Here is a 22,657-nt window from a genome sequence, read left to right on the forward strand (position 1 = left end):
GTAGCTGCATGTGCCTGGTGCCATCGCGCGCCATGGCCGCGCAATAGTGACTATATTGATAGCTATCCTTCCCGGCGCGGGAAGGCGTTCCTATCCTGACTATTCCGACCTAGGGAGACATCATGCACAGCGTACAAAAGATTACCCCATGCCTATGGTTCAACGGCAACGCCGAGGCGGCGGCCCGGTTTTATACGGGAATATTTCCCAATTCGAAGCTTGGCCAGATCCTGCGCTACGGCGAGGAGGGCAGGGAAATTCACGGCCAGGAACCGGGCAGCGTACTGACGGTGGCCTTCGAACTCGATGGCCAGACGTTTACGGGCTTGAACGGCGGCCCTTTGTTCCAGTTTTCCGAGGCCATCTCGTTTCAGGTCAATTGCGAAACCCAGGACGAAGTCGACCACTACTGGAAGCAGCTGTCCCAAGGTGGTCCACCGGAAGCGCAGCAATGCAGCTGGCTCAAGGACCAGTTTGGCGTGTCCTGGCAAATCGTGCCCACCCTCATGATCCGCCTGTTGACGGACCCTGATCCCGTCAAGGCCGCGCGGGTGATGAAAGCCATGATGGGCATGAAAAAAATCGACATTGACGAGATCAAGCGGGCTTACGCCGGTTAGTGCGAGCCGCCGGATGGGGACGAGCGACCGCACGCCAGCGGCGCGCCCTGTCCAAGATGGCCCGCATTTGTTATAGTCCCAGCCATCTTTCCAACGCCACCTGACCCTGCCATGACCTCAAGCACCAGCAGCACCATCGCGCCCCGCACCTTCGGCACGCCCCTGTCGTCCACCGCCATCAAAGTCATGCTGCTGGGCTCGGGCGAACTGGGCAAGGAAGTGATCATTTCGCTGCAGCGCCTGGGCGTGGAAGTGATCGCCGTCGACCGCTATCCGAACGCGCCGGGCCACCCCGTGGCGCACCGCTCGCACGTGATCGACATGAGCGATGGCGTGGCGCTGGCCGCCCTGATCGACCTGGAAAAGCCGGATTTGATCGTGCCGGAAATCGAAGCCATCGCCACCGATACCCTGGCGGCGCTGGAAGCGGCCGGCCAGATCACCTGCATCCCGAACGCGCGCGCGGCCGTACTGACGATGAACCGCGAAGGCATCCGCACGCTGGCGGCCGAAACGCTGGGCGTGGCAACGTCGCCATACCGCTTCGCCAGCAGCCTGCAGGAGCTGCAGCTGGCGTGCCAGGAAATCGGTTTCCCTTGTGTCGTGAAACCCGTGATGTCGTCGTCCGGCAAGGGCCAGTCCAAGCTCGATAGCGCCGCTGACGTGGACGCGGCGTGGGCGTATGCGGCCAGCGGCGGCAGGGTCGACACGGGCCGGGTCATCGTCGAAGGCTTCATCGACTTCGATTACGAAATCACCTTGCTGACCGTGCGCGCCGTCGGTGCCTCGGGACAGATCGAGACGCAGTTTTGCGAACCGATCGGCCACTTGCAGGTGCAGGGCGATTACGTGGAATCGTGGCAGCCGGCCCGCATGGCGCCGCTGGCCCTGGAGCGTTCGCGCGACATCGCCCGCAGGGTGACGGATAACCTGGGTGGCCTGGGCCTGTTCGGCGTGGAACTGTTCGTCAAGGACGACATGGTATGGTTCTCGGAGGTAAGCCCCCGTCCGCACGACACGGGCATGGTCACCATGGCCAGCCAGGTGCAGAGCGAATTCGAGCTGCACGCGAAAGCCATCCTCGGCTTGCCTGTCAACGTGGCGTTGCGTTCGCCCGGCGCATCGGCCGTCATCTACGGCCAGCTGGAAGCGAAGGGTATCGCCTTCGAAGGCGTGGCCGACGCCTTGAGCGTGCCGGGCGCAGACTTGCGCCTGTTTGGCAAGCCGGAATCGTTCGCCCGCCGCCGCATGGGCGTGGCGCTGGCCACGGCGGACGATACTGACACGGCCCGCGCGCGCGCCGTGCTGGCCGCGTCCAAGGTCAAGCCGGTCGCGAGGTAATGGCTGGCCTGATGGTGGCCCCCAGCCTGCCGCTGGCCGACGCTGGCGGCGACGACATCAAGCGCAAGCTGCGCGGCCACATCGCGCGGCGCAACCTGGCCGGCGCCGCCAACGACTGCAAGTGGAACGAGCTGCTGGCCTTCATGCGCGGGCAAACTGAATGGCTGCCGTCGTACCGCTATGGTTCAGTGTCCGGCTATGTCTCGCGCTGGGATACGGAATGGGATTACCATCCGCCGTTCCCGTTCATGGGCGTGGAATGGTTCGACATCGGCCTGACCTCGGAAGAACACGTGGGCATGCTGCTGCCGAAGATCATCATCGACCATGGCGTGTGGATCGTGCCTGAACTGGAACGTATCGGCTTCGATTTCGAGGTGCGGGACCGGGTGGCGCGCATCTGGGGCTATTTGCCCCGCAACTATCACGACTTTCCACCCGCTGACTAATTCAAAGAGTAATCTCATGCCTGAAAACGATATCCCGCAAGTACCGCAACCGGACGACGCAGTCGTCGGCAAGGAAGCGGGCGCGCAGATGCTTGCTGCGGCCTGCGCCGCGCGCGACGCTTTTTATGCCACCCTGGGCACCATGGACGCCGACGTGCTGGCGCCGCTGGTCAATCCCGCCTTCATGGGAGGCCCCCGCTGGCCGTCACTGCGCCAAGCCTGGCGCGTGATCCGCCGGCCTGACTCGGTCATTATCGCCAGCGACGGCTTGAGCGACCCGTTCGAGGATGACGACGACGTTTTCGTCCCGCGCGGCCACCTGCTGGAAGTGTGCATCGAGGCGCCGCTGGCCGCCTTCGACGGCGATCCGGTGCAGGCCTCGTGGCTGTTCGACGTGATCTATCAAATCAGCCAGAACGTGGCCGATCATGGCTCCGTCGATTTGCTGCTGCAGCGCCACGGCAGCGTATCGATGGTGCTGGATGTGCAGGATGCGCCGGAGGGGCTGGAAGACGAGAACGAACAGGTGGGCGTGCTGCTGGCGCAGGGGGCAAGCACCATCCCGCCATTGTTCGCCACGCCATATGGGGAAGTGATGCTGCTCACCGCCACCGTGCTGCAGCCGGCCGAACTGGCGTACATCAGCGAGGCCGCCGACAAGGCGCAGTCGCGGCGCGACCTGGCCGCTGCGCTGGCTGCTTCGCCGACGGGGCATTTGAGCGTGGCCAAGCGGCCGGCCGTCATTCCCCGCTAGTTTTTTCGGCTGGCACGGCAGTTGCAGGTACTGGCGTTTCTTCCGTTTTAGGGGCTGCCTTCGCTTCTTTATCTTGAATGACGGCCGGCGGCGGATCGCGCCACTGGCCCGCCGCTTTCAGTTTATTCTTCAGCCCCGGCAGGGGAAAACCCAGCGCATAGGCTTTTTGCGCGTGCGCGCTGGCCTTGTCGTATTCCTTCTTTTTGACATACATCAGGCCCAGGTTGTACTGGATGGTGGCCTGGTCGGGCGCCAGGCGGCTGGCCGCCTCCAGCTGTTCCAGCGCCGTCGCATCCTGGCCCATGGCCAGCAGGTAGTTGCCATACACCATGCGTGCCGTCACGTCGTGCGGCGCGAAGGCGATGGCCCGTTCGAAAAAGCAGCTGACCGTATAGCGGGCGCCGACTGGCTGCGCGCTTTTCAGGCGCAAGCCCAGCCTGGCCATGGAGGCCAGTGCACGGTGGTGGTTCGGGAAGTGCTCCAATGTGTAGCTGATGTCGCCCCCCAGACTGCCCGTCATACCTTGCGTGAGCGTTTCCACGGCGCGCGAAAAATGGAATTTCTCGACCACGGACAGGCCGGAGCGGTCTTCCGCGCTCGTATAGTCGCCGCCCGGCGTGTGCTTGACGTAGGGCGGGCAGTCGGCGGCGCCGGTATGGGCGCAGCAGGCGGCGAGGGCGCAGGCAAGTATCAGGTGTTTCATGTTCTTCTCCTGTGGCTGACCTGGTCCAGCAAGTCGGCCAGGGCGTTGCTGCGGGCTTGCCGCGATTGCAGGGCGATGGCGTTGGGACTGGCCAGAGGGGCGCGTCCCTGGCGCGCCAGTTCCAGGAAGCGCAGCAACGCGCGCGCGCAGTCGGTGCTGGAATCGAGCCGGCCGATGGTGTCGATGCCGCAGTGGCGCAGCTTGGCCGCGCTGTCGCCCGCCAGGTCGGTCAGGGCCAGGATGGGCCGGCGGCAGCGCAGGTATTCATACAGCTTGGCGGGAATCTGTGCATTGCAATTAGCCGCCTGCAGCAGCAGCAAGCCGTCGGCCGCCAGCATTTCCTGCAGCGCCGCACCGTGTGGCTGCAAAGGTTCCAGGCGCACCAGGTCCCGGATGCCGTATTTCGCCAGCAGGCAGGCCAACCATGCATCGTGGCCCGTGGCGCGCAGCACCAGCTGGAAATTATGCGCCTGCAGCACGCCGTCGTGGCGCAGCCTGGCCAGGGCCTCGAACAGCGGTTGGGGATCGCGCTCGGACGGGTAGATCACGCCGCTGTGCAGCAGCAGGAAGCGGCTGCGGTGGCCGCCCGGCCCGTGCGGCGGCGCGTCGCCTTCGTCATCGTCATGGCCATTTTCGATCAGGCGGAAGCGCTCGCGCCCCAGCTGCGCCAAGCGCCGCCGGTGCGCGTCGATGGCGCCCGGCGTGGTGCAGACGATGGCCGCGCTGCGCGCCGCGATGCGCTGTTCTATCCACGCATGCATGCGGTGCAGCTGCGGTTCGGTCGGATACGGCGCCAGCGGGTCGCTGTCGTCCAGCATGGGGTCACGCTGGTCGGCGACCCACGGCAGGCCGCTGAGTTTTTGCAAGGTCAGCGCGATCAGGTGCGCCGTGGCGATCGGGTACGTGGACCAGATGGCGTCGGGGCGGTACTGGCGGATCATGCGCAGGCCGGCCGGCACGGCGCTCAGCCACCAGGAACTCCAGCGGTCGGGCAGCGCCAGGCAGCGCGGATAGCGCCCGGCGATGGCCAGGTGGCGCGCCGCGTCCAGCGCCAGGGTGCGCCGCACGGTGGCTTGCGCGCCGATCCGCGCCAGCTGCGCATCGCCCCGCTGCGCATACGCGAGCGGCGCGGGGCTGAGCACCAGCGGCTGCCATCCGCAGTCGGGCAAATGGCGCGCGAAGCCCAGGGTGCGCAGGATGCCGCTGCCGCCAGCAAGGGGCGGGAAATGGTAGGCCATCATCAGCACCCGTTTTGGTCGGGCCGCGTCCGGCGTGCTCCCTACCATGACTGTAGCCACCGTGCACACAGTTGTTCGACTTCGCCGCGCCAGGCGGCGCTGGCGAAAGTGTGGTTGGCGCCAGCCACCTGCGCCTGCGTCCATTGCGCGCGGGCGGTCACGGTGCGCCAGGCCGGATCGCCATCGAGCAGGGCTTGCCACTCGCGCGCGCCCAGATCGTCGCCGCTGAGGATCAGCAGCACCTTGCCCTGGAATTGCGCCAGCGCCCGCAGCAGGGCCGGCGCGGGCGCATCGTCTTGCTGCATTGCCTGCAGCTGCGTGGCGGCCGCCACCTGCCGCAGCGAGGCCAGGCTGGCGCCCAGCTGCAGTCCGCCGCCAGCCAGCTTGCGCCAGAACGCACCTTGCAGCAGGCGTGGCAGATAGTAGTGGCGCAAAGTGGCCCGCGCCAGGCCCGTGCTGCTGCGTACCCACGGGTTGAGCAGGATCAGGGCGACGATGCGCGCGTCGCTTGGCGCATGGCAGGCGGCGGCCGTGGCGCCATCGCACAAGCCCCACAGTGCCACTTCGCGCAGCGACGGCACGCTGTCGAAGAATTGCGTGAGCGCGCCCGCGATGTCGGGGCCGGCGGCGCGGTAATCACGCGCGCTCCCTTCGCTGTCACCCATGCCGCGCAAGTCGAAGCGCAGCACGGGCCAGCCTTGCGCGGCCAGGGCGCGCGCCAGCAAGACAAACTGGCGGTGGCTGCCCACCCGGTACTGGGGCCCGCCCGTGATGATCAACACGCCGCGCGGCCCTGGTGCGGCGGGCAGGCTGAGGATGCCGACCATGCGCGCCGGCGCTTCGGCGTCGTCGGCCGCGCTGCGAAAGCGCTGGGGCAACTCGCGTACGGTGTACCCTGCGAGGTGCTGCTGACTGCTGTCGCGCTTCATGGCCGCGTCCTTTCCTCGCCGAGCCAGTCGTGGCACAGTTTTCGCGTGGCGTCCAGCAGTTGCGGACACGCCAGCAGCTCGCCGCTGTGCCAGAACGGACCGTCGCCGAAGCTGGCCACATGCACGGCGGCGCCATGTTCGCGCCACTGGCGCGCCAGCGGCGGCACTGGTGCGCAGGTTTGCTCCGGTGCCTGGTAATCGAGCCAATAGACAGGTACCGCGGGCAGCAGCGCTGCTGCGCTGACGCCATCGATGGCCAGCGCCAGCTCGGGCGCCAGCAGGTAGCCGGCCACTTCCACAGCTTCGCCTTTCGCCAGTGTGGCGCGCGCCTGGCCGGGCGCTTCCCGCGTGCTCCTGGCCAGCATGCTGGTGGCCAGGCGCAGGCGCAGGAAGCGGTCGATGCTGCGCCGTCCATCGAGTTCCGGTTGCCAGAGCAGCAAACGCGCCAGGGGCAGCGGCGCGCGGCTGGCGAAATCGAGGGCCAGCAGGGCGCCCAGGCGCAAGCCCCACACGGTCAAGGGACCATCGACCCGCTGCGCCAGCCACGCGCAAGCCAGGTGCAGGTCGTTGTGCCAGATGTCCCAGCGCGCCTCGCCGAAGTCGCCGCTGCTGTCGCCGCAGCCAAACAGGTCGATTTGCAGCACGCTGTAGCCAGAGGAGGCAAAGGCGCGCGCCTGCGCGGCAGCCACGTGGCGACTTTTATTGAGTTCTTCCGTAAATGGATGCACATAGAGAATGCCGCCGCGCGCGCTGCGGCCCGGCGGCGGCAGGTGCAGCAGGCAGTAGCGCTGTCCGCCGCTGGCGGGCAGGAAGAATGGCAGCAGCGGCAGCGCGTCGATGGCGGCGCTGTTCATGGTCGCAGCTGTGCAGACACGAAATCATGCAGGGTGCCGACAGTGGCGAAGTGGCGCGCGTGGATGTCGTCGTCGGCGACAAAGATGCCGAAATGGTCTTCCAGCGCAGCGATCAAGCCGATCACGGCCATCGAGTCGAGCTCCGGCACGCTGCCAAGGAGCGGCGTGTGGGCTTCCAGCGCGCGCCCGTTCAAGCACAGCGTGGTGTCGAGGATGTATTTTACTGCTTCAAGATGCGGCATGTCAGCTCCAGGGATGGGTAGTGGGGCAGGCGGCTGGTATCGAAGGCCAGGCAGGGAACATCGTCGGGCCGGCGCGACAGGTAGAGATACGGCGGCAGGCTGGCGGCCATCCATTGCCAGTGCCCGCAGCGGATGAACGTGGCCGTGCCCAGCGGGTGCGTGCCCAGGCGCGCATGGGCGCCCAGCGAAGCGCGGTTGAAACGCGAAATGCGGCTGCACGACCAGCGCACGCCCTGCGCGTACAGCACGGCGTTGGCTTCTTCCCACAGGCGTGCGAAGACCAAGCCGCCCCGTTGCGCGGGATGCACCCACACGTCCAGGTCCCACGAAGACTGTCCCGACGCCAGCGCATAGCGGGCGCGCACCTCGTCTTCCTGGCAGCCGTGGCGCAGCAGCCAGATCCAGCCGGACATGCATGCCGTCTTCTCGTCTTGCGCGCTGCGCGCGACCAGGCATTGCGCGCCCTGGCGGTAGCGCTCGCGCAACGCGCCGGGACGGCGCTCGGGACCGGACGGCAAGTCCGCCTCCGCCAGGCAGGGCGTGACGGTGATCGACTGGCCGCGCCCGCGGCACAGCGAGCCGGGCGCCACCGCTTGCGCCACGAACTGGTAGCGGTGCAGCGCGCAGCGCCCGCCCGGCACCATCGCCAGCAGCCGCGCCAGGGCCAGCCAGGCGCTGTCGCACCAGCCCAGCTGGCGAAGGCTGGCGGCAAGCCGTTGCAGGCGGGGGGAATGGAGGAAATGGACGAAGCTGGCCATGGCGCTCAAGAATGGGACGGCTTTGCAGCCAACGCTATTCATTAGAGCGCAGCGGCCAGCGGCGGTCTTGCGCCGGCTCAAGCTGTGTTGCTGAAACTGTTAATTGATCAAAATCAAGACCGTTGTGGCCGTTTGTCTGAATCATAGGGGAATGCATGGCAATCATGGCAACCCGGGAGCGAAACGATGGCGACACTGATACACGAGCTGATCTTCGACGCGGCGCAGCGCGCCCCCCATGCGCCGGCGCTGTCGTGGCAGGGCGAGGAAATCAGCTATGCAGCGTTGGCGCAATCCGTGCGCGATGGCGCAAGCACTTTGCTGACCCTGGGCTTGCAGCGCGGCGCGCGCGTGGCCGTGTACCTGGAAAAACGCCCGGAAAACGTCAGCGCCATGTTTGGCGCGGCGGCTGCCGGCGGCGTGTTCGTGCCCGTCAATCCGCTGCTCAAGCCGGACCAGGTAGCGTATATCCTGGCCGATTGCAACGTGGTCATCCTCGTCACATCGCGCGAACGCCTGGCGCGGCTGGGCCCTGCACTGGCCGCCTGCCCGGACTTGCGGACGGTGCTGTTGACGGGCGAACTACCGCCGCAAAACAGCCTGGACGGCGTACGGCTGCTGCCGTGGAATGGCGTACCCGCGGGCGGCGCGCCCGCGCCCGAACCCCTGTGGCATACGGTAATCGACACGGACATGGCCGCCATCCTGTACACCTCGGGCAGCACGGGGCTGCCGAAAGGCGTGGTGCTGTCGCACCGGAACATGCTGGCGGGCGCGCTCAGCGTGTCGTCCTACCTGCGCAATACGCCGCAAGACCGGATCTTGTGCGTCCTGCCGCTCAGTTTTGACTATGGCCTGAGCCAGCTGACGACGGCATTTGCCAGCGGCGCCTGCGCCGTGCTGATGAATTACCTGCTGCTGCGCGACATCGTCGAAGCCGTGGAGCAGGAGGCCATCACGGGATTGGCCGCCGTGCCGCCCCTGTGGGTGCAGTTGTCTCAGCTGAGCTGGCCCCTGTCCACGCCCTTGCGCTACATCACCAATTCGGGCGGCGTGATGCAGAGATCCACGCTCGACCGTCTGCGCCATGCGCTACCGCGCACCCAGGTCTACCTGATGTATGGCTTGACGGAAGCGTTCCGCTCCACCTATCTGGCGCCGGAACAGCTGGAGCGGCGTCCCGATTCCATCGGGCAAGCGATTCCCAACGCGGAAGTGCTGGTGCTGCGCCCCGATGGCAGCCTTTGCGACGCCGATGAGCCGGGCGAGCTCGTGCACCGTGGCGCGCTGGTGGCGCTTGGCTACTGGAACGATGCGGCGCGTACGGCCGCGCGCTTCAAGCCGCTGCCGCCGCAGGCGAGCGGCCTGGTGCTGCCGGAACTGGCCGTCTGGTCGGGCGACACCGTGCGCCGCGATGCGGACGGCTATCTGTATTTCGTGGGCCGTAGCGACGACATGATCAAGACGTCCGGCTACCGTGTCAGCCCGGCCGAGATCGAGAAAGTCGCGTATGCGAGCGGGCTCGTGGGGGAGGCTGCCGCGCTGGGCCTGCCCCATGCCGTGCTGGGCCAGGCTATCGCCTTGCTCGTCACGCCCGCGCCGGGCGTCGCATTGCTGCGCGAGAGCGTGCTGGCCGCCTGCCGCGCGCGCCTGCCCAGTTATATGGTGCCGCTGTGGGTGGAAATCCGCGACGGCGTGCTGCCGCGCAATCCGAACGGCAAGATCGACCGTCCCTTGCTGGCCAGGGAACTGGCGCGCGCGGGTGCGGTCCAATCAGGAGACGCGGCATGAATGGTCCCGCCATGAAAGACGCCCATTTGAGCAGCCCCGATAGCGCGGAAAGCCCCGATAGGCTGGAGCTGCCCTCGCACGCGCCCCTGCGCCAGTTCGCCGTTGCGGGCGACATGCTGCACGTCGGCGGCATGCCTTTGCGCCGCCTGGCACAGCGCGTGGGCAGCACACCGTTCTATGCGTATGAACGCGCGCACATCACGCGTCGCATGGCGGAACTGCGCGCTGCCTTGCCCGCTGGCGTGCACGTGCATTACGCGATGAAGGCCAATCCCATGCCGGCCGTGGTGCAGTGGCTGGCCGGTCTGGTCGATGGCATCGACGTGGCATCGGGCGGCGAACTGTCGACCGCGCTCGATACGACCATGGCGGTCGAACGCATCAGTTTTGCAGGGCCGGGCAAGAGCGATGGGGAACTGGCGCGGGCTGTGGCGGCTGGCGTGCTGATCAACGTGGAATCTGGCGCCCAGCTGGAAAGGGTGGCGCTGGCCAGTGAACGGCTGGGCGTGACGGCCAGAGTGGCCGTGCGCGTGAATCCCGATTTCGCCTTGCGCCGCACGGGCATGCGCATGGGCGGCGGGGCGCAGCCGTTTGGCGTCGATGCGGCCCTGGTGCCCGCGCTGCTGGGCCGCATCGGCCAGCTGGGCCTGGATTTCCACGGCTTTCACCTATATGCGGGCTCGCAAAACCTGTCGGCGGCGGCCCTGGCTGAAGCGCAGGCGCTCAGCGTGCAACTGGCCCTGCAACTGGCCGACAGCGCGCCGTCGCCCTTGCGTACCCTGAATATCGGCGGCGGCTTTGGCGTGCCATATTTTCCCGGCGAGCAGGCACTCGAGTTGGCGCCCGTGGCGGACGGCCTGCAGCGGCAGCTCGCCATCCTGGCCGAGGCGGCACCCGGGGCGCGCCTGAACCTGGAATTGGGGCGCTATCTGGTGGCCGAGGCCGGTGTTTATGTGTGCAAGGTGATCGAACGCAAGCTGTCGCATGGGCAAGTGTTTCTCGTCACGGATGGGGGTTTGCACCATCATCTGGCCGTTTCCGGCAATTTCGGCCAGCTGATCCGCAAGAATTATCCGGTCGCCATCGGTAGCCGCCTGCAGGGCGGGGCGCGCGAAGTGGCGTCCGTCGTGGGGCCGTTGTGCACACCGCTGGACTTGTTGGCCGACCAGATGGAGATGACGCGCGCCGAGGAGGGCGACCTGGTGGTGGTGTTCCAGTCGGGCGCATATGGCTTGACGGCCAGTCCGACGGCCTTCCTCGGCCATCCTTTGCCGGCCGAGGTGCTCGTATGAGCGGCCTGTGCGGTTGGCTGGCGGCGGCGGGCAGCGTTGCGGCAGCCGATGGCGCGGCGCGGGCCACCTTGGCGAGCATGGCCGCGCCCCTGTCGCGTTTCGATGGCGCTCCCCTGGCCACCAGCGCAAGTGACGTGGGCAGCGTAGCCGTGGCCGCCATCGATGGCAGCCGCCATGTATTTCAGCAGGATGGCTTGCAAGTGGCCATCTGGGGGCGGCCCGTGCTCGACGGCTCGGCAGACGACGTGGCGGGCCGCCTCGCATCCCTGTGGCTGAGCCGGGGCGTAGGCGCCTGCGCCTGCCTGTCCGGCCCCTTTTCGATGGCCATCCTCGATGCTTTTTCCGGCTCTGCCCTGCTGGCCGTGGACCGCGCCGGCATGCATCCGCTCAGCTATGCGAGTAATGCGCAAGGCCTGTTCTTTGCCTCCTCGCACGACGCCTTGCTGGCCCATCCGAGCGTGCGGGGCGCGCTCGATCCCCAAGCCCTGTATCACTACCTGTTCTTCCACATGGTGCCTGGCCCGGCCACGGCTTACCTGGGCCAGCAGCGCTTGCTGCCGGGCGAGTACCTGCATGTGCGGGGCGGCAAGCCATGCAAGGGCCGCTATTGGCAGCTAGCCTTCCAGGAACCAGGCGCGGCGCACGCGCGGGCCAGCTTTGCCGGCAACAAGCAGGAATTCCTGCGCTTGCTGCGCCTGGCCGTGGAAAGCAGCCTGGGGGCGGATGGCGCGGACACCGGCGCATTTCTCAGTGGCGGCACGGACAGTTCCACCCTGGCCGCCATCATGGGCCAGGTGACGGGCCGGCCCGCGCGCACGTATTCCATCGGTTTTGATGCGCCCGGCTATGACGAAATGGCGTATGCGCGCCTGGCCGCCAGTCATGCGGGCAGCATCCACCACGAGCGCTACGTGACACCAAACGACGTGCTGGCCGCGATTCCTGCCATGGCGGCCGTCTTCGACCAGCCTTTCGGCAATGCCTCGGCCATTCCCGCCTTTTACTGCGCGCAGATGGCGCGCGAGGATGGCGTGAGACGTTTGTTGGGCGGCGATGGCGGCGATGAATTGTTTGGAGGCAATGAACGCTATGCGCACCAGGCCTTGCTGTCGCATTACGGGCGCTTGCCCATCATGCTGCGCCAGGCCATCATCGAGCCGCTGCTGTTCCGTGTGCGCGCGGGCAAGCCGTGGCGACTGGGCGACAAGGCGCGCCGCTACATCGAGCAAGCGAGCCTGCCGTTGCCGGCCCGCCTAGACAGCTATAACCTGCTGCTGCGCCATGGCCATGGCACGGTGCTGGAAGCGGGTTTTATAGACACCATCGTCCCGGGCATGGCACCTGGCTGCGTGAACCTCGCCTATTGGGAGCGGCAAGGCCAGGGCTTGAGCCAGATCAATCAGTTGCTGGCGCTGGACATGCGCTTTACCCTGGCCGACAACGACCTGTTCAAGGTGCGCAAGGCCTGCGAGCTGGCCGGCGTGGAAGCGGCCTTTCCCTTCCTGCACGATGCGATGGTAGCGTTCGCTTCGCGCCTGGCGCCGCGCGAGAAGCTCGACGGCAGGCAGTTGCGGCCCTTCTTCAAGCGGGCGCTGGCGGACATCCTGCCGCCGGCCATCGTGCGCAAGAAAAAGCACGGCTTCGGCTTGCCCTTCGGCTTATGGCTGCACAGCCACGCGCCGCTGCGCGAATTTGCCTTTGATAACCTGACGCAGCTGCGGGGGCGCGGCATCGTGCGGCCCGCCTTCATCGACGATTTAAAAGGGCGGCTGCTGGCGGAGCACCCGGCCTATCACGGCACCATGGTGTGGCTGCTGCTGATGCTGGAGCAGTGGCTCAGCCAGCATCCAGGCGCGCTGGGTGCGCTTGCCGGCGGTTTTGCCGCAAGCGCCACAGAAATGCCAGCCGTCCTCGATCCCACGGCGTAAAGCGGGGCAGCTGCAGCAGATCCAGCCCCGCGCCGGGGCGCGCCACGCCCCAGTCCGTGGCCACGGCCGCTTTGAAACCGAGGTTACGGACCATTGCCACGTGCGGCGCGCCATAGTCGCGCCCGGCCTTGCCGTTCGGATAAGCAAACAGGGTGACGGGCGCCTGGATCAAGTCTTCCAGCTGATGCTTGCCCTTGGCGATGTCCAGCCGCGCCTCCCGCTCCGCCATGGTGGACAGGATAGGGTGGCTCGCCGTGTGCGCGCCCAGGCCCATGCCGGCCCCGTGCAACTGGCGCAGCTGCGCCGTGCTCAGCATGGCGGGCGGTCCGGGCGTGGCGCCCGCCTGGTGGCGGATGTGCATGGCCAGCTGCTGGCGTTGGGCGAATGGCAGGTACTTGAGCTGCCCGAGCAAGGTGGCGATGGCCGCTTGCCGCTGCGCCAGGCTGGCGACGGACAGGCAGTCCAGACCGAGGCCTCGCAAATCGAGCACGGGACCGGGCGCATGGCGCACGGCATCGATCACCGTGTCGTTCCACATCTGTCCGCCGTCCAGGTAGCCCGTGGCGATAAAAAACGTGGCGTGCAAGCCATGGCGCTGCAGCAGCGGCAGGGCGACTTGCGCATTGTCCGCGTAGCCGTCGTCAAAGGTAATACAGGCGGCGCGCGGCGCCAGGTTGCCATCCTGCAGCCGCTGCACGGCCACGGCCAGGGGCAGCGGCGCATAAAAGCGTTTCAACAGACGCAGCTGGCGCTCGAACAAGCGCGCATCGACTTCGCCGGGAAACAGGGGATCGGGCCGCGCCAGCACGCGGTGGTAAATCAAAATGCTCAGGCTGGCCGTCATGGCTGCTCCGCGATGGCGGCCCGGGCCTTGGCCTGGCGGGCGGTGGCGTCGGGGGTGAGGATGGGTGCCTGCTGCTCGACGATGATGCGCGTGGCGATCAGGGCGGCCATCAGGTAATACGGCATGTCGAAATACAGCAGGCTGAGGAAGGCGCCGCCCACGGCAAAGCCGATCAGGCTGGCCTGGCTCATGGTGGCCAGGCCGTGTGCCCAGCGCAGTTCCGGCTTGCCCCGCGTGCGGCGGATGATGGCGGCAGCTGTGCGCCAGGTGGCGACGCCCAACGCCAGGTAAATGAACAAGCCGACGAAGCCGTGTTCGCCCAGCGCCTGGAAGTAGATGCTGTGCGCGGCATGCACGTCCATGGGGTTGGGCGCGTAGCGGGCAAAGATGGCGGCGTCGGATACATCGAAGCCACCTCCAGGAAAACGGTCGCGCGCCAGGTTCCAGGCCATGCGCCAGGCATTCAGGCGGCCCATGGCGGACACGTCATCCTGATACGTGTTGATGGTGTCCATGCGTTCGGCCCAGCGCTCGGGCATGAAAGCCAGCAGCAGAGGAGCGACTGCACCGAGCAGCGCGCCCAGCACCAGCTTGCGGTCGCTTTTCAGCCACATGAACAAGCCCATGGCGGCAATGGCCAGCAGGCCACCGCGTGAGTACGAGCCCAGCGCGGCCAGCGCCGACAGCAGCATCGCCGCCGACAAGCCGTGGCGCACCCAGCGCTTGCCCGTGTTTTGCTGCAAATAATACATGAGGGGAATGATGATGATCAGGGCCAGGGCCAGCGCATTGTTATCCCCGATAAACGTTTCTTCCGGCCCCCAGACCCGTTCCGTACCGCCGCTGCGGAGGGTGAAGATACCGCCTTTCACGCCGTAATAGCCGATGGAGCCCACCAGCACCCACACGAGGCGCACGATGTCGCGCCGCGTGCGTATCACCATCATGATCACAAAGCTCATCAGCATGATCTTCATGACCTTGTTCCACTGCACCCACGACGCGTCGGGCAGCAGGGCGAACGGCGCCGTGACATTCATCCACCCGACGAACAGCAGCAGCAGCACGCTGACGGGCGTGAGCGGCAGGCTTTTCGGCGAGCGCGTCATCATCAGGCTGAGCATGGTGGCGATGGCGATGATGAAGGCGAATGGCAAATGGGTGGCAAAGCCCCACGCTTGCGTGTGGGGGTTCATCACGCTGACCCAGACCCACATCAGGCCGCCGATGGCCGGTGACTTCAGGATGAAGGGCAGCGAACCCAGAATGATGATGGTAATCAGTATGTCGCGCATGAAAGGGGACGCTCCTGTTTTTGCCCGGCTTGGCAAGGTCTTGATGCCTGTCAACGGGCTGGCGGGCAAGCTCGGTAGACTGGATTAAACCTGTTCAGCGCTGCTGAAACTGCGGATCAGTTTTGTCATGGTAAGACCAGGGAGGCATGTCCTTGTTGACCGTTCTCATGGCGACCTACAATGGCGCCGGCACCTTGCCCCAGGTATTGCGCGCCTACATGGCGCTGCGCCCGCCCGTGGGTGACTGGCGCCTGATCATCGCCGACAATGGCAGCACGGACGCGACGGCGCAGGTGATCGCCGCCTTCTGCGGGCGCTTGCCCTTGAGTTCGGTCTACGTGGCGCGGCGCGGCCGCAGTCCCGCCCTGAACGGGGCCGTCGAGCACGCCTTGCGCCAGGGCGGCGATGGCAGCGAGCTGTTCGTCTTTGGCGACGACGACGCCATGCCCGCGCCCGACTGGCTGTGCCGCTTGCAGGACAGCGCGCGTGATCACCCCGGCTATGCCCTGTTTGGCGGCGCCATCGTGCCCGCCTGGCGGGAGCCACCGGCGGACTGGCTGCTGCGCCTGACGCCCGTTGGGTTGACATGGGGCATCACCAGCCCCGACCTGCGCGACGCGCCCGTCTATCCGGGCCTGGTGTGGGGCGCCAACATGGCGATTCGCCGCCGCATCTTCGAGGCGGGCGCCCGCTATGACGAAAGCATCGGCCCGCAAGGGAGCAATTACGCCATGGGCAGTGAAACCCGTCTCAACCTGGAGATGCATGCGGCCGGCAACCCTTCCTGGTTCTGTCCGCAGGCCAGAGTGGCGCACATCATCCGCGCCGCACAAGTGCAGCGCGACTGGATACTGCGCCGCGCCATGCTGTTCGGACGGGGCCAGTGCCGGCTGGCGACCTTTGCGCCCAGCGTGGAGCTGCTTGGCGTGCCCCGCTGGATGCTGGGCAGATACCTGCGCGATTCCCTCGGCGCCGCGCGGGCCTGGCTGCGGCGCGACCGCGCCGACCTGTTCCTGCGCCAGTGGGAACGGGCCTGGCTGCGGGGCTTCTTCCATGAAGCGTGGCGGGGGCGACGCAAGCGGCTGCCGCGCATCGTCATCAGCAGTTATTCGGGCGAACTGGGCGGCATGGAGCTGCGCATGGCGCAAGAGGCGAAAGTACTGGGTGCGAGCGGCTATGACAGCGTGCTGGCGCTGCGCCGCTTTCCCGGTTTTCAAGCCTGGGTGCGGGGCTTGCGCGCGCAGCATTTGCAGGTGTGCGTGTATGAACCGCCCTTGTTTCTCGAACACTGGGCGTGGCGCCGCTGGAATCAGCTGCGCGCCAGGGTCTCGGGCGCCTGGCGGCTGCGGCGGCTGCGGCCGGACCTGGTCCACGTGGCGTTTTGCTGGACCAGTTATGGCGCTTCTATCCTCTGGCTGGCCCGGCAATGCCGTTTGCCGGCCGTGATCAGCGTGCACAATGCCTTTCCTCTGGAAGCCTTCAGCGACTGGCAGCGGCCTCGCTTGCAGGAAGCATTCCACAGCGTCAAAGGCGTATATGCCGTGTCGGACTCGGCCATGCGGCGCTTCCTCGACCTGTACCGCCACATGCTGCCGCCGCAAACGCGGCTGGCCGTCATTCCCAATGGCGTCGATACGGACACTTTTATTGTCTCGCCCGAACGGAAAGTGCTGGCGCGCAAGCAACTCGGGCTGCCGCCCGATGCTCTGGTGCTCGGTTGCGTGGCCAGATTATCTACGCAAAAGCGTCCGCAAGCGCTGCTGGCCCTGTTCGCCCGCCTGGCGCCGCAGTTTCCCCAGTTACATCTGGTGCTGGTGGGCACGGGGCCGCTGGAAGCCATGTTGCGGCGGCAGGTGCAACAGACGGGCGTGCAGGAGCGCGTGGTGTTTGCCGGCTTCCAGCAGCGCATCGAGTTGCTGATGCCTGCCTTCGACCTGCATGTGCTGCTGAGTAAAAATGAAGGCTTCGGCATCGCCACCATCGAAGCCATGGCCTGCGGCGTGCCGGCGGTGGGGACGGATGTGCCGGGCACCCACGATATCCTGCACGATAGCGCAGGGGGGCTGCTGCTGCCGCTCGACGACGATAACGCCGCCTGTGCGGCCATCGCAAAGCTGCTGCTGGATGCCCCCCGGCGCGCCCGCATGGGACGGCTGGCGCGCGAGGAAACCGTGCAGCGCTACTCGATGCCACGCCTGGAACGCCAGTTGCGCCAGTTCTATGCAGGCCTCGTGTAGACGCGGGCGGCCCGCATGAGTGCCACCCGCCATTCGTTTTTCTTTTCCTTCGCCGAAAAATACACGGTGCTGCTGCTGGGCATCATCGCCACCATGGTGCTGTCGCGCCTGCTTACGCCGGCCGAGGTGGGCGTGTATTCGCTGGGCGCCGTGCTGGTGGCGCTGGCGCAAGTGGTGCGTGATTTCGGGGTAGGGCAATACCTGATCCAGGAAAAGCAGCTCGATACCGCGAAACTGCGGGCCGCGCTGGCGACCAGCCTGCTCGTTGCCTGGCTGCTGGCGGGCCTGGTGCTGCTGGCCAGCGCGCCGCTGGCGCAGTTCTATGGCGAACCCCGGCTGACCCTCGTGCTGCGCCTGCTGTCGCTCAATTTCCTCTTGATACCGTTGAGTGCCTTGACACTCCCCATGCTGCGCCGGCAATTGCGTTTTCGCGCCATCTACGCCATCAACGCGGCCAATAGCGTGGTCAACCTGCTGGTGGCCGTGCTGCTGGCGCTGCATGGCTACAGTTACATGAGCATGGTGTGGGCGGCGTTGGCCGGTTCCTGTGCTTCGCTGCTGGTGAGCCTGCTGGTGCGGCCTGGCGAGCTGCCGTGGTTGCCGGGCCGGCGCGGCATGGGCGCCATCGCCCGTTTTGGCGCGTATGCGACGGGTGGCAGCCTGGTCGACGAGGCTGGGGTGGCGGCGCCGGACCTCATCATTGGCAAGCTGATCGGCATTGAAAGCCTGGCCCTGTTCGGCAAGGCGCAAAGCGTGCTCAATATCTTTAACCAGGCCATCACCAGCGCCATTTCTCCCGTGGTGTTTCCCCTGTTTGCGGCCCGTGCTCGCGGAGACGGGGGGCAGGGCGGGGCGGAAATCGTGTATTTGCGCACGATCAGCTACATGACGTCACTGGCCTGGCCCTTCTTTTTCTTCCTTGCCTGCATGGCTTTGCCCCTGGTCAAGGTGTTGTATGGCACGAAATGGCTAGCCTGTGTGCCCTTGATCCGCATCATGTGCCTGTCTTCGGCCGTGTATAGCATGTTCAGCATGGCCCGTTATCTGTTGGTGGCGACGGGCCAGCTGCCTGCACAGGTGCGGCTCGATGCCTGCGCTGGCGTAATCAAAGTGGCGCTGCTGCTGGCCGCGGCGCCGTTCGGCCTGGTGGCGGTGGCCTGGGCCGTGGTGCTCGGCAATGTGCTGCGCAGCTGCCTGGTCTATGGCTGCCTGCGGCGCTTGAGCGCTCTGGACTGGCGAATTTTGGCGCGGGCCGTGCGCAAAAGCCTGCTGTTATGCGGCATCAGCGGCATGGCGCCCGTCGCTGCGCTGCTGTGGCTGCCGCTTGATACACCGGCGTTGCTGGCGCTGACGGGCACTGCGCTGCTCTCCTTGCTGTGCTGGCTGGCCGGTCTTTTCCTGTTGAAGCATGAGCTTGCCGGCGAAATCCTGTTGTTGCAACGTCAGCTGCTTGGCCGTTGGCTGGCAGTCAAATCACCGCACTGAGCCGTTGACAGTGGCGCGGGCGCACGAAAGGATGACCATGCGTGTTGGTATCTTGTCCTACCCGATGCTGTTCCAGCGCGACGGCGGCTTGCAGATACAGGTACGTGAAACCATTGCCGCACTGAACCAGCTGCCCCAGCGGGCGGCGCACACGCTGGACGTGCAACTGGTCGACGCCAACCACCAGCGGCTGGCCGATTTCGACGTGCTGCACGTGTTTTCAGCCAGCAATGGCACTTACCGCATCATGGAAACGGCCAGCGAGCAAGGCGTGCCCGTGGTGCTGTCCCCCTTGCTGTCGCCGGGCTGGAGCCGTGCCAGTGCCTGGCGCGCGCGGCTGGCCGACCGGTTGGCCGGGCGCCTGACGGCATGGATGGTGCAAACGAGCTATGCACAGACGCGGCGCGCCTTGCAGCTGGCCGACGTGGTGATCGCGCTGGGCGAGGCCGAGCGCGACGCCATCGTGCAAGGTTTCGGCATGCAGGACGACGCCATTCGCGTCTTGCCGAATGGGATCAACCCGCATTTCTTCACGGCGAATGGCGATTTTTTTCTGCGCGAAACGGGTATCGCCGGGCCATTCGTGTTAATGGTGGCCAGCATTTCACCGTACAAGAATCAGCTTGGGCTGGCCCAGGCGCTGGTCGGGGCCGGTTTGCCCCTGGTGCTGATCGGCGCGGCGCCCCGCGAACAGCAAGCGTATCTGCAGCAGTTGCTGGCTTTGCCGCATGTCAGATGGCTGGGCGCGCTCGATCACGCCGACCCGCTGCTGGCCAGCGCCTACCATGCGGCGGCCGTGGCAGCCTTGCCCAGCCAGGGCGAAGTGTTTCCCTTGAGCGTGCTCGAAGCGCTGGCGACCGGCACGCCCGTTGTCATGACGGCGCAAAGCGCGCTGGACCTGCCCGATTCTGCGTTCGCGCTGCGCAAGGTGGCCTGGAACGATGGCCCCGCGCAGCGCCAGGCCATCCTCGAATTGCTGGAGCTGCCGCCCGAGCGCTGCCGCGTGCGGGCGCTGGTGGAACGTTTTACGTGGGAAAGGGTGGCGGCCCAGATTGCCGATTGTTACTACCAGGTCCAGTCCTTGCCTGCCAGGAGGCAACATGCTGTTTAATTCCTTCGCCTTCCTGTTCGCTTATCTACCCATCGTGCTGGCCGGCTATTTTCTGCTGGACCGCCGGGCGTCCTGCGCCAGTTGGCGCCTGGCGCCAGCCGTGTGGCTGGCGCTCGCCTCGCTGTTCTTCTATGCCTGGTGGGACGTGCGCTATCTGCCGCTGCTGCTGGTCTCCATTTGCGTCAATTATGGTGCCGGGCGCCTGCTGGGGGCCAGCGCGGGCGCGGCCCGAAAGCGCGTGCTGGTGGCGGCGCTGGCGCTGAACCTGGGTTTGCTTGCGTACTACAAATATGCAAATTTCTTCATCGATAGCGTGAACGCCATCGCCGAGCTTGCTGGTGCTCGTGCTGGCGCTGGCAGCCAGGCGTGGCATGGCCTGGCCATCATCCTGCCGATCGGCATCTCGTTCTTTACTTTCACGCAGATCGCCTTTCTCGTCGATTGCTACCGGGGCAAGGTGCGCGAGTACCGTTTCATTCATTACGTGCTGTTCGTCAGCTATTTCCCCCATTTGATCGCCGGCCCCGTGCTGCACCACCGCGACATGATGCCGCAGTTTGCCGACCCGGCCAACGCCCATCCTCGCGCCGCCAATTTCGCCATCGGCCTGTCGATTTTCACCATCGGCCTGGCAAAAAAGGTGCTGATCGCCGACAACCTGTCGCCGCTGGCCATCCCTGTCTTTGCGGCCGGTGCCACACCCGCCCTGATCGAAGCGTGGATCGGCGTGCTGGCCTACACCTTCCAGCTGTATTTCGACTTTTCCGGCTATTCGGACATGGCCATTGGCCTGTCGCGCCTGTTTGGCGTGAAATTGCCGCTGAACTTCAACTCGCCGTACAAGGCGGCCAATATCGCCGACTTCTGGCGCCGCTGGCACATGACACTGTCGCGTTTCCTGCGCGACTATCTGTACATTCCCCTGGGCGGCAGCCGGCGTGGTGTCGCCATGCGCTACCGCAACCTGATGCTCACCATGCTGCTGGGCGGCCTGTGGCATGGCGCCGGCTGGACCTTCGTCATCTGGGGCGGCTTGCACGGCCTGTACCTGGTGTTGCAGCAGGCATGGCAGCGGGTCTTTGGCGCGGCCCGGTCTCGTTGCTGGCCGGCCATCCTGACCTTTCTTGCCGTGATGCTGGCCTGGATATTTTTCCGCGCGCCCGATGTGGCCACGGCCTGGGATATCGCGGGCGCCCTGGTGGGGGCGAACGGCGTGAGCCTGCCGCGCGGCCTGGTGAGTCACGCGGCCAGCCTGGCGCAGTGGGGATTGCATCCGGCCTTCGACGGCATCCGCTGGATCGAACTGGCGGGACCGGGCTTGCCCGTGCTGCTGTGCGCCATGCTGCTCGCTTTCAAGGCACCCAATACGCAAGAAATCTTCTTTCTCTACGAGCCTGCCATTGAAAGAATATTTCAACCCGCAGGACGCTGGGCCTTCAGTTGGCGGCCCACGCGCCGCTGGAGCGTGGGTTGTGCCGCGTTGTTCGTCGCCTGCATCTTTGGCATGAACCGGGTCACCGAATTTCTCTACTTCCAGTTCTGAGCATGGATACCAACGCCCGCCATTACCTCGCCATCTTCCTTGCCTGCGTGCTGGCCGCGCTGGTCCTCGTTTCCGCCGTGAATTACCGTGTCGATCCCTACTTGCTGCACCAGTGGGACACGCCCCTGGTGCAGCGCCTGCGTCCCACGTCTGAAAAGCTGGCCGTGTGGGGCAAGACGTATGCCGTGGCGCGCTACCGGCCCGCCGTCGTCTACATCGGCAATTCGCGCACGGAAATGGGCTTGCCGACGAGCAGCATGCGTACTTTATTCGAGGGCAAGAGTGTCTTCAACAGCGCCGTGTCGGGTGCCTCCATCGGCGACGCCATCTTGCTGGCCGAGCACGCGGCCAGGGTCAGCCATGTCGACACCATGGTCTGGGGCATCGACGCACCCTCGTTTTCCCTGGAACTGGGTTCGGCCGGGGTGGAGCCGGGCCTGACGGAGGGCGGACCCGCGTTTTTCGCGCGGCGCACCTTGCTCAACATCAAGCGCGGCCTGAGCCTGGACATGACGCGCGACACCTGGCGCATCCTCAGCGGCAGCTACGACGGCGCCTGCCTATCCAGCCTGGCCCTGCATGGCCAGCGCGACCAGGCTTGCATCACCAGCCGCAATCACGGCTGGGCCGGCACGGCGCGCGCGTTCACGCCGCGCCTGCAGGAATTCGGCGACGGCCTGGGGCCGACGGCGCCCGCGCTGCAAGCCTTCGATACGAGTGTGGGCAAGCTGTGCCGGGGCGGCACGCGCTTGCGCCTGTACATCAATCCCACGCATGCGCTCACGCTCGACGCCCTGTACTGGCGCGGCAAGTGGGACGCCATGCAGCAGTGGCAGCGCGATCTGGCGTGGATGGCCGGGCGCTATCGGCGCCAGGGCTGTGACGTGCGTCTGTACGATTTTTCAGGTTTCAACAGCATCACCAGCGAGCCGATCCCGCAGGTGACGGGGGGGCGCGCGATGCGCTATTACTGGGAAGCGTCGCACTACCGCGACAATGTGGGCCGCTACATCCTGGCGCGCCTGTTCGGCGGCGCGCCACAGCCGCCGGCGGACTTTGGCGTGGAGCTGACGGAAACCGGCATCGCCGCCCACCAGGCGGCCATGCGCGCCGCGCGCGAGCGCTACCATGCGCAACATGCGGACGAGACAGCGTACCTGCGCCATGCCTTGACCTTGCCCCGCGAGCCCAAATAGGCGGAAGCCGGTGCCAGGCGTACGCCGTGGGGCAGGGCGCTTGCGTT

General features: G+C 66.3%; 20 protein-coding genes. 12 read left to right on the forward strand and 8 right to left on the reverse strand.

The window, feature by feature from the left end:
- Positions 1 to 122 precede the first annotated feature (122 nt).
- The 4 genes from CLU92_RS06400 (at position 123) to CLU92_RS06415 (ending at position 3,164) form a co-directional block, all read left to right on the forward strand.
- Positions 123 to 620: a VOC family protein gene (locus tag CLU92_RS06400; RefSeq protein ID WP_101481215.1), complete on the forward strand. Its 498-nt coding sequence runs from the start codon at positions 123 to 125 to the stop codon at positions 618 to 620.
- 111 nt (positions 621 to 731) lie between these two features.
- The gene (purT, locus tag CLU92_RS06405) at positions 732 to 1,961 is read left to right on the forward strand and encodes a formate-dependent phosphoribosylglycinamide formyltransferase (RefSeq protein ID WP_101481216.1); all 1,230 of its coding nucleotides are present in this window, start codon (positions 732 to 734) and stop codon (positions 1,959 to 1,961) included.
- Complete coding sequence (locus tag CLU92_RS06410) at positions 1,961 to 2,410, forward strand: DUF6678 family protein (RefSeq protein WP_243858085.1); 450 nt, start codon at positions 1,961 to 1,963, stop codon at positions 2,408 to 2,410. The genes purT and CLU92_RS06410 overlap by 1 nt, the downstream gene beginning before the upstream one ends.
- A 16-nt stretch (positions 2,411 to 2,426) precedes the next feature.
- The gene (locus tag CLU92_RS06415) at positions 2,427 to 3,164 is read left to right on the forward strand and encodes a hypothetical protein (RefSeq protein WP_101481217.1); all 738 of its coding nucleotides are present in this window, start codon (positions 2,427 to 2,429) and stop codon (positions 3,162 to 3,164) included.
- Here CLU92_RS06415 and CLU92_RS06420 read toward each other — a convergent pair.
- From CLU92_RS06420 to CLU92_RS06445, 6 genes are read right to left on the reverse strand one after another with little or no spacing between them, the layout of a single operon-like run.
- A complete protein-coding gene (locus CLU92_RS06420) occupies positions 3,151 to 3,867 on the reverse strand; it encodes a tetratricopeptide repeat protein (RefSeq protein WP_133991585.1) in 717 nt (238 codons plus the stop codon). The genes CLU92_RS06415 and CLU92_RS06420 overlap by 14 nt on opposite strands.
- A complete protein-coding gene (locus CLU92_RS06425) occupies positions 3,864 to 5,153 on the reverse strand; it encodes a glycosyltransferase (RefSeq protein WP_257560996.1) in 1,290 nt (429 codons plus the stop codon). Before CLU92_RS06425 ends, CLU92_RS06420 begins: the two co-directional genes overlap by 4 nt.
- Complete coding sequence (locus CLU92_RS06430) at positions 5,147 to 6,034, reverse strand: hydrolase 1, exosortase A system-associated (protein ID WP_101481219.1); 888 nt, start codon at positions 6,032 to 6,034, stop codon at positions 5,147 to 5,149. The genes CLU92_RS06425 and CLU92_RS06430 overlap by 7 nt, the downstream gene beginning before the upstream one ends.
- Positions 6,031 to 6,888, reverse strand: a complete 858-nt coding sequence (locus CLU92_RS06435) for a hydrolase 2, exosortase A system-associated (protein WP_101481220.1) — start codon at positions 6,886 to 6,888, stop codon at positions 6,031 to 6,033. The genes CLU92_RS06430 and CLU92_RS06435 overlap by 4 nt, the downstream gene beginning before the upstream one ends.
- Positions 6,885 to 7,130 carry an acyl carrier protein gene (locus CLU92_RS06440; protein ID WP_101481221.1) on the reverse strand — a complete coding sequence of 82 codons (246 nt, stop codon included), beginning with the start codon at positions 7,128 to 7,130 and terminating at the stop codon, positions 6,885 to 6,887. Before CLU92_RS06440 ends, CLU92_RS06435 begins: the two co-directional genes overlap by 4 nt.
- A complete protein-coding gene (locus CLU92_RS06445; RefSeq protein WP_101484532.1) occupies positions 7,109 to 7,888 on the reverse strand; it encodes a hypothetical protein in 780 nt (259 codons plus the stop codon). Before CLU92_RS06445 ends, CLU92_RS06440 begins: the two co-directional genes overlap by 22 nt.
- A gap of 186 nt (positions 7,889 to 8,074) precedes the next feature.
- Here CLU92_RS06445 and CLU92_RS06450 point away from each other — a divergent pair, with 186 nt between their 5' ends.
- The 3 genes from CLU92_RS06450 to CLU92_RS06460 all read left to right on the forward strand — a co-directional run bounded on the left by CLU92_RS06450 (position 8,075) and on the right by CLU92_RS06460 (position 12,899).
- A complete protein-coding gene (locus tag CLU92_RS06450) occupies positions 8,075 to 9,679 on the forward strand; it encodes an acyl-CoA ligase (AMP-forming), exosortase A system-associated (RefSeq protein WP_101481222.1) in 1,605 nt (534 codons plus the stop codon).
- Positions 9,680 to 9,792: 113 nt separating this feature from the next.
- Positions 9,793 to 10,971 (forward strand): pyridoxal-dependent decarboxylase, exosortase A system-associated, encoded by a 1,179-nt coding sequence (locus tag CLU92_RS06455; RefSeq protein WP_101484533.1) that lies wholly within the window; start codon positions 9,793 to 9,795, stop codon positions 10,969 to 10,971.
- A complete protein-coding gene (locus tag CLU92_RS06460; RefSeq protein ID WP_101481223.1) occupies positions 10,968 to 12,899 on the forward strand; it encodes an asparagine synthetase B in 1,932 nt (643 codons plus the stop codon). The genes CLU92_RS06455 and CLU92_RS06460 overlap by 4 nt, the downstream gene beginning before the upstream one ends.
- On the opposite strand, the gene CLU92_RS06465 is transcribed toward CLU92_RS06460, so the two are convergent.
- On the reverse strand, positions 12,808 to 13,743 hold the full coding sequence (locus CLU92_RS06465) for a polysaccharide deacetylase family protein (protein ID WP_101481224.1): 936 nt from the start codon (positions 13,741 to 13,743) through the stop codon (positions 12,808 to 12,810). The two genes, CLU92_RS06460 and CLU92_RS06465, sit on opposite strands and share 92 nt — an antisense overlap.
- The gene (locus CLU92_RS06470; protein WP_101481225.1) at positions 13,740 to 15,038 is read right to left on the reverse strand and encodes a putative O-glycosylation ligase, exosortase A system-associated; all 1,299 of its coding nucleotides are present in this window, start codon (positions 15,036 to 15,038) and stop codon (positions 13,740 to 13,742) included. Before CLU92_RS06470 ends, CLU92_RS06465 begins: the two co-directional genes overlap by 4 nt.
- A gap of 152 nt (positions 15,039 to 15,190) precedes the next feature.
- Here CLU92_RS06470 and CLU92_RS06475 point away from each other — a divergent pair, with 152 nt between their 5' ends.
- From CLU92_RS06475 to CLU92_RS06495, 5 genes are read left to right on the forward strand one after another with little or no spacing between them, the layout of a single operon-like run.
- Positions 15,191 to 17,275, forward strand: coding sequence for a glycosyltransferase (locus CLU92_RS06475; protein WP_257560997.1), 2,085 nt, complete (start codon positions 15,191 to 15,193; stop codon positions 17,273 to 17,275).
- A gap of 15 nt (positions 17,276 to 17,290) precedes the next feature.
- Entirely contained in the window at positions 17,291 to 18,760 is a 1,470-nt protein-coding gene (locus tag CLU92_RS06480) for an oligosaccharide flippase family protein (RefSeq protein ID WP_101481227.1), read from the forward strand.
- A 37-nt stretch (positions 18,761 to 18,797) separates the two neighbouring features.
- Positions 18,798 to 19,871, forward strand: a complete 1,074-nt coding sequence (locus CLU92_RS06485) for a glycosyltransferase (protein ID WP_257560998.1) — start codon at positions 18,798 to 18,800, stop codon at positions 19,869 to 19,871.
- On the forward strand, positions 19,861 to 21,414 hold the full coding sequence (locus CLU92_RS06490) for an MBOAT family protein (protein WP_101481229.1): 1,554 nt from the start codon (positions 19,861 to 19,863) through the stop codon (positions 21,412 to 21,414). Before CLU92_RS06485 ends, CLU92_RS06490 begins: the two co-directional genes overlap by 11 nt.
- Positions 21,415 to 21,416: 2 nt before the next feature.
- The gene (locus CLU92_RS06495; RefSeq protein ID WP_101481230.1) at positions 21,417 to 22,610 is read left to right on the forward strand and encodes a hypothetical protein; all 1,194 of its coding nucleotides are present in this window, start codon (positions 21,417 to 21,419) and stop codon (positions 22,608 to 22,610) included.
- The last annotated feature ends 47 nt before the right edge of the window (positions 22,611 to 22,657 follow it).

It is taken from the genome of Janthinobacterium sp. 61 (assembly GCF_002846335.1).
Taxonomy (GTDB): domain Bacteria; phylum Pseudomonadota; class Gammaproteobacteria; order Burkholderiales; family Burkholderiaceae_D; genus Janthinobacterium.

Coding starts and splice junctions, on each gene's coding strand:
- CLU92_RS06420 (WP_133991585.1), bottom strand. CDS start 3,867: ATGAAACACCTGATACTTGCCTGCGCCCTCGCCGCCTGCTGCGCCCAT.
- CLU92_RS06440 (WP_101481221.1), bottom strand. CDS start 7,130: ATGCCGCATCTTGAAGCAGTAAAATACATCCTCGACACCACGCTGTGC.
- CLU92_RS06430 (WP_101481219.1), bottom strand. CDS start 6,034: ATGAAGCGCGACAGCAGTCAGCAGCACCTCGCAGGGTACACCGTACGC.
- CLU92_RS06435 (WP_101481220.1), bottom strand. CDS start 6,888: ATGAACAGCGCCGCCATCGACGCGCTGCCGCTGCTGCCATTCTTCCTG.
- CLU92_RS06490 (WP_101481229.1), top strand. CDS start 19,861: ATGCTGTTTAATTCCTTCGCCTTCCTGTTCGCTTATCTACCCATCGTG.
- CLU92_RS06465 (WP_101481224.1), bottom strand. CDS start 13,743: ATGACGGCCAGCCTGAGCATTTTGATTTACCACCGCGTGCTGGCGCGG.
- CLU92_RS06460 (WP_101481223.1), top strand. CDS start 10,968: ATGAGCGGCCTGTGCGGTTGGCTGGCGGCGGCGGGCAGCGTTGCGGCA.
- CLU92_RS06495 (WP_101481230.1), top strand. CDS start 21,417: ATGGATACCAACGCCCGCCATTACCTCGCCATCTTCCTTGCCTGCGTG.
- CLU92_RS06425 (WP_257560996.1), bottom strand. CDS start 5,153: ATGGTAGGGAGCACGCCGGACGCGGCCCGACCAAAACGGGTGCTGATG.
- CLU92_RS06400 (WP_101481215.1), top strand. CDS start 123: ATGCACAGCGTACAAAAGATTACCCCATGCCTATGGTTCAACGGCAAC.
- CLU92_RS06410 (WP_243858085.1), top strand. CDS start 1,961: ATGGCTGGCCTGATGGTGGCCCCCAGCCTGCCGCTGGCCGACGCTGGC.
- CLU92_RS06470 (WP_101481225.1), bottom strand. CDS start 15,038: ATGCGCGACATACTGATTACCATCATCATTCTGGGTTCGCTGCCCTTC.
- CLU92_RS06485 (WP_257560998.1), top strand. CDS start 18,798: ATGCGTGTTGGTATCTTGTCCTACCCGATGCTGTTCCAGCGCGACGGC.
- CLU92_RS06450 (WP_101481222.1), top strand. CDS start 8,075: ATGGCGACACTGATACACGAGCTGATCTTCGACGCGGCGCAGCGCGCC.
- CLU92_RS06445 (WP_101484532.1), bottom strand. CDS start 7,888: ATGGCCAGCTTCGTCCATTTCCTCCATTCCCCCCGCCTGCAACGGCTT.
- CLU92_RS06415 (WP_101481217.1), top strand. CDS start 2,427: ATGCCTGAAAACGATATCCCGCAAGTACCGCAACCGGACGACGCAGTC.
- purT (WP_101481216.1), top strand. CDS start 732: ATGACCTCAAGCACCAGCAGCACCATCGCGCCCCGCACCTTCGGCACG.
- CLU92_RS06480 (WP_101481227.1), top strand. CDS start 17,291: ATGAGTGCCACCCGCCATTCGTTTTTCTTTTCCTTCGCCGAAAAATAC.
- CLU92_RS06455 (WP_101484533.1), top strand. CDS start 9,793: ATGCTGCACGTCGGCGGCATGCCTTTGCGCCGCCTGGCACAGCGCGTG.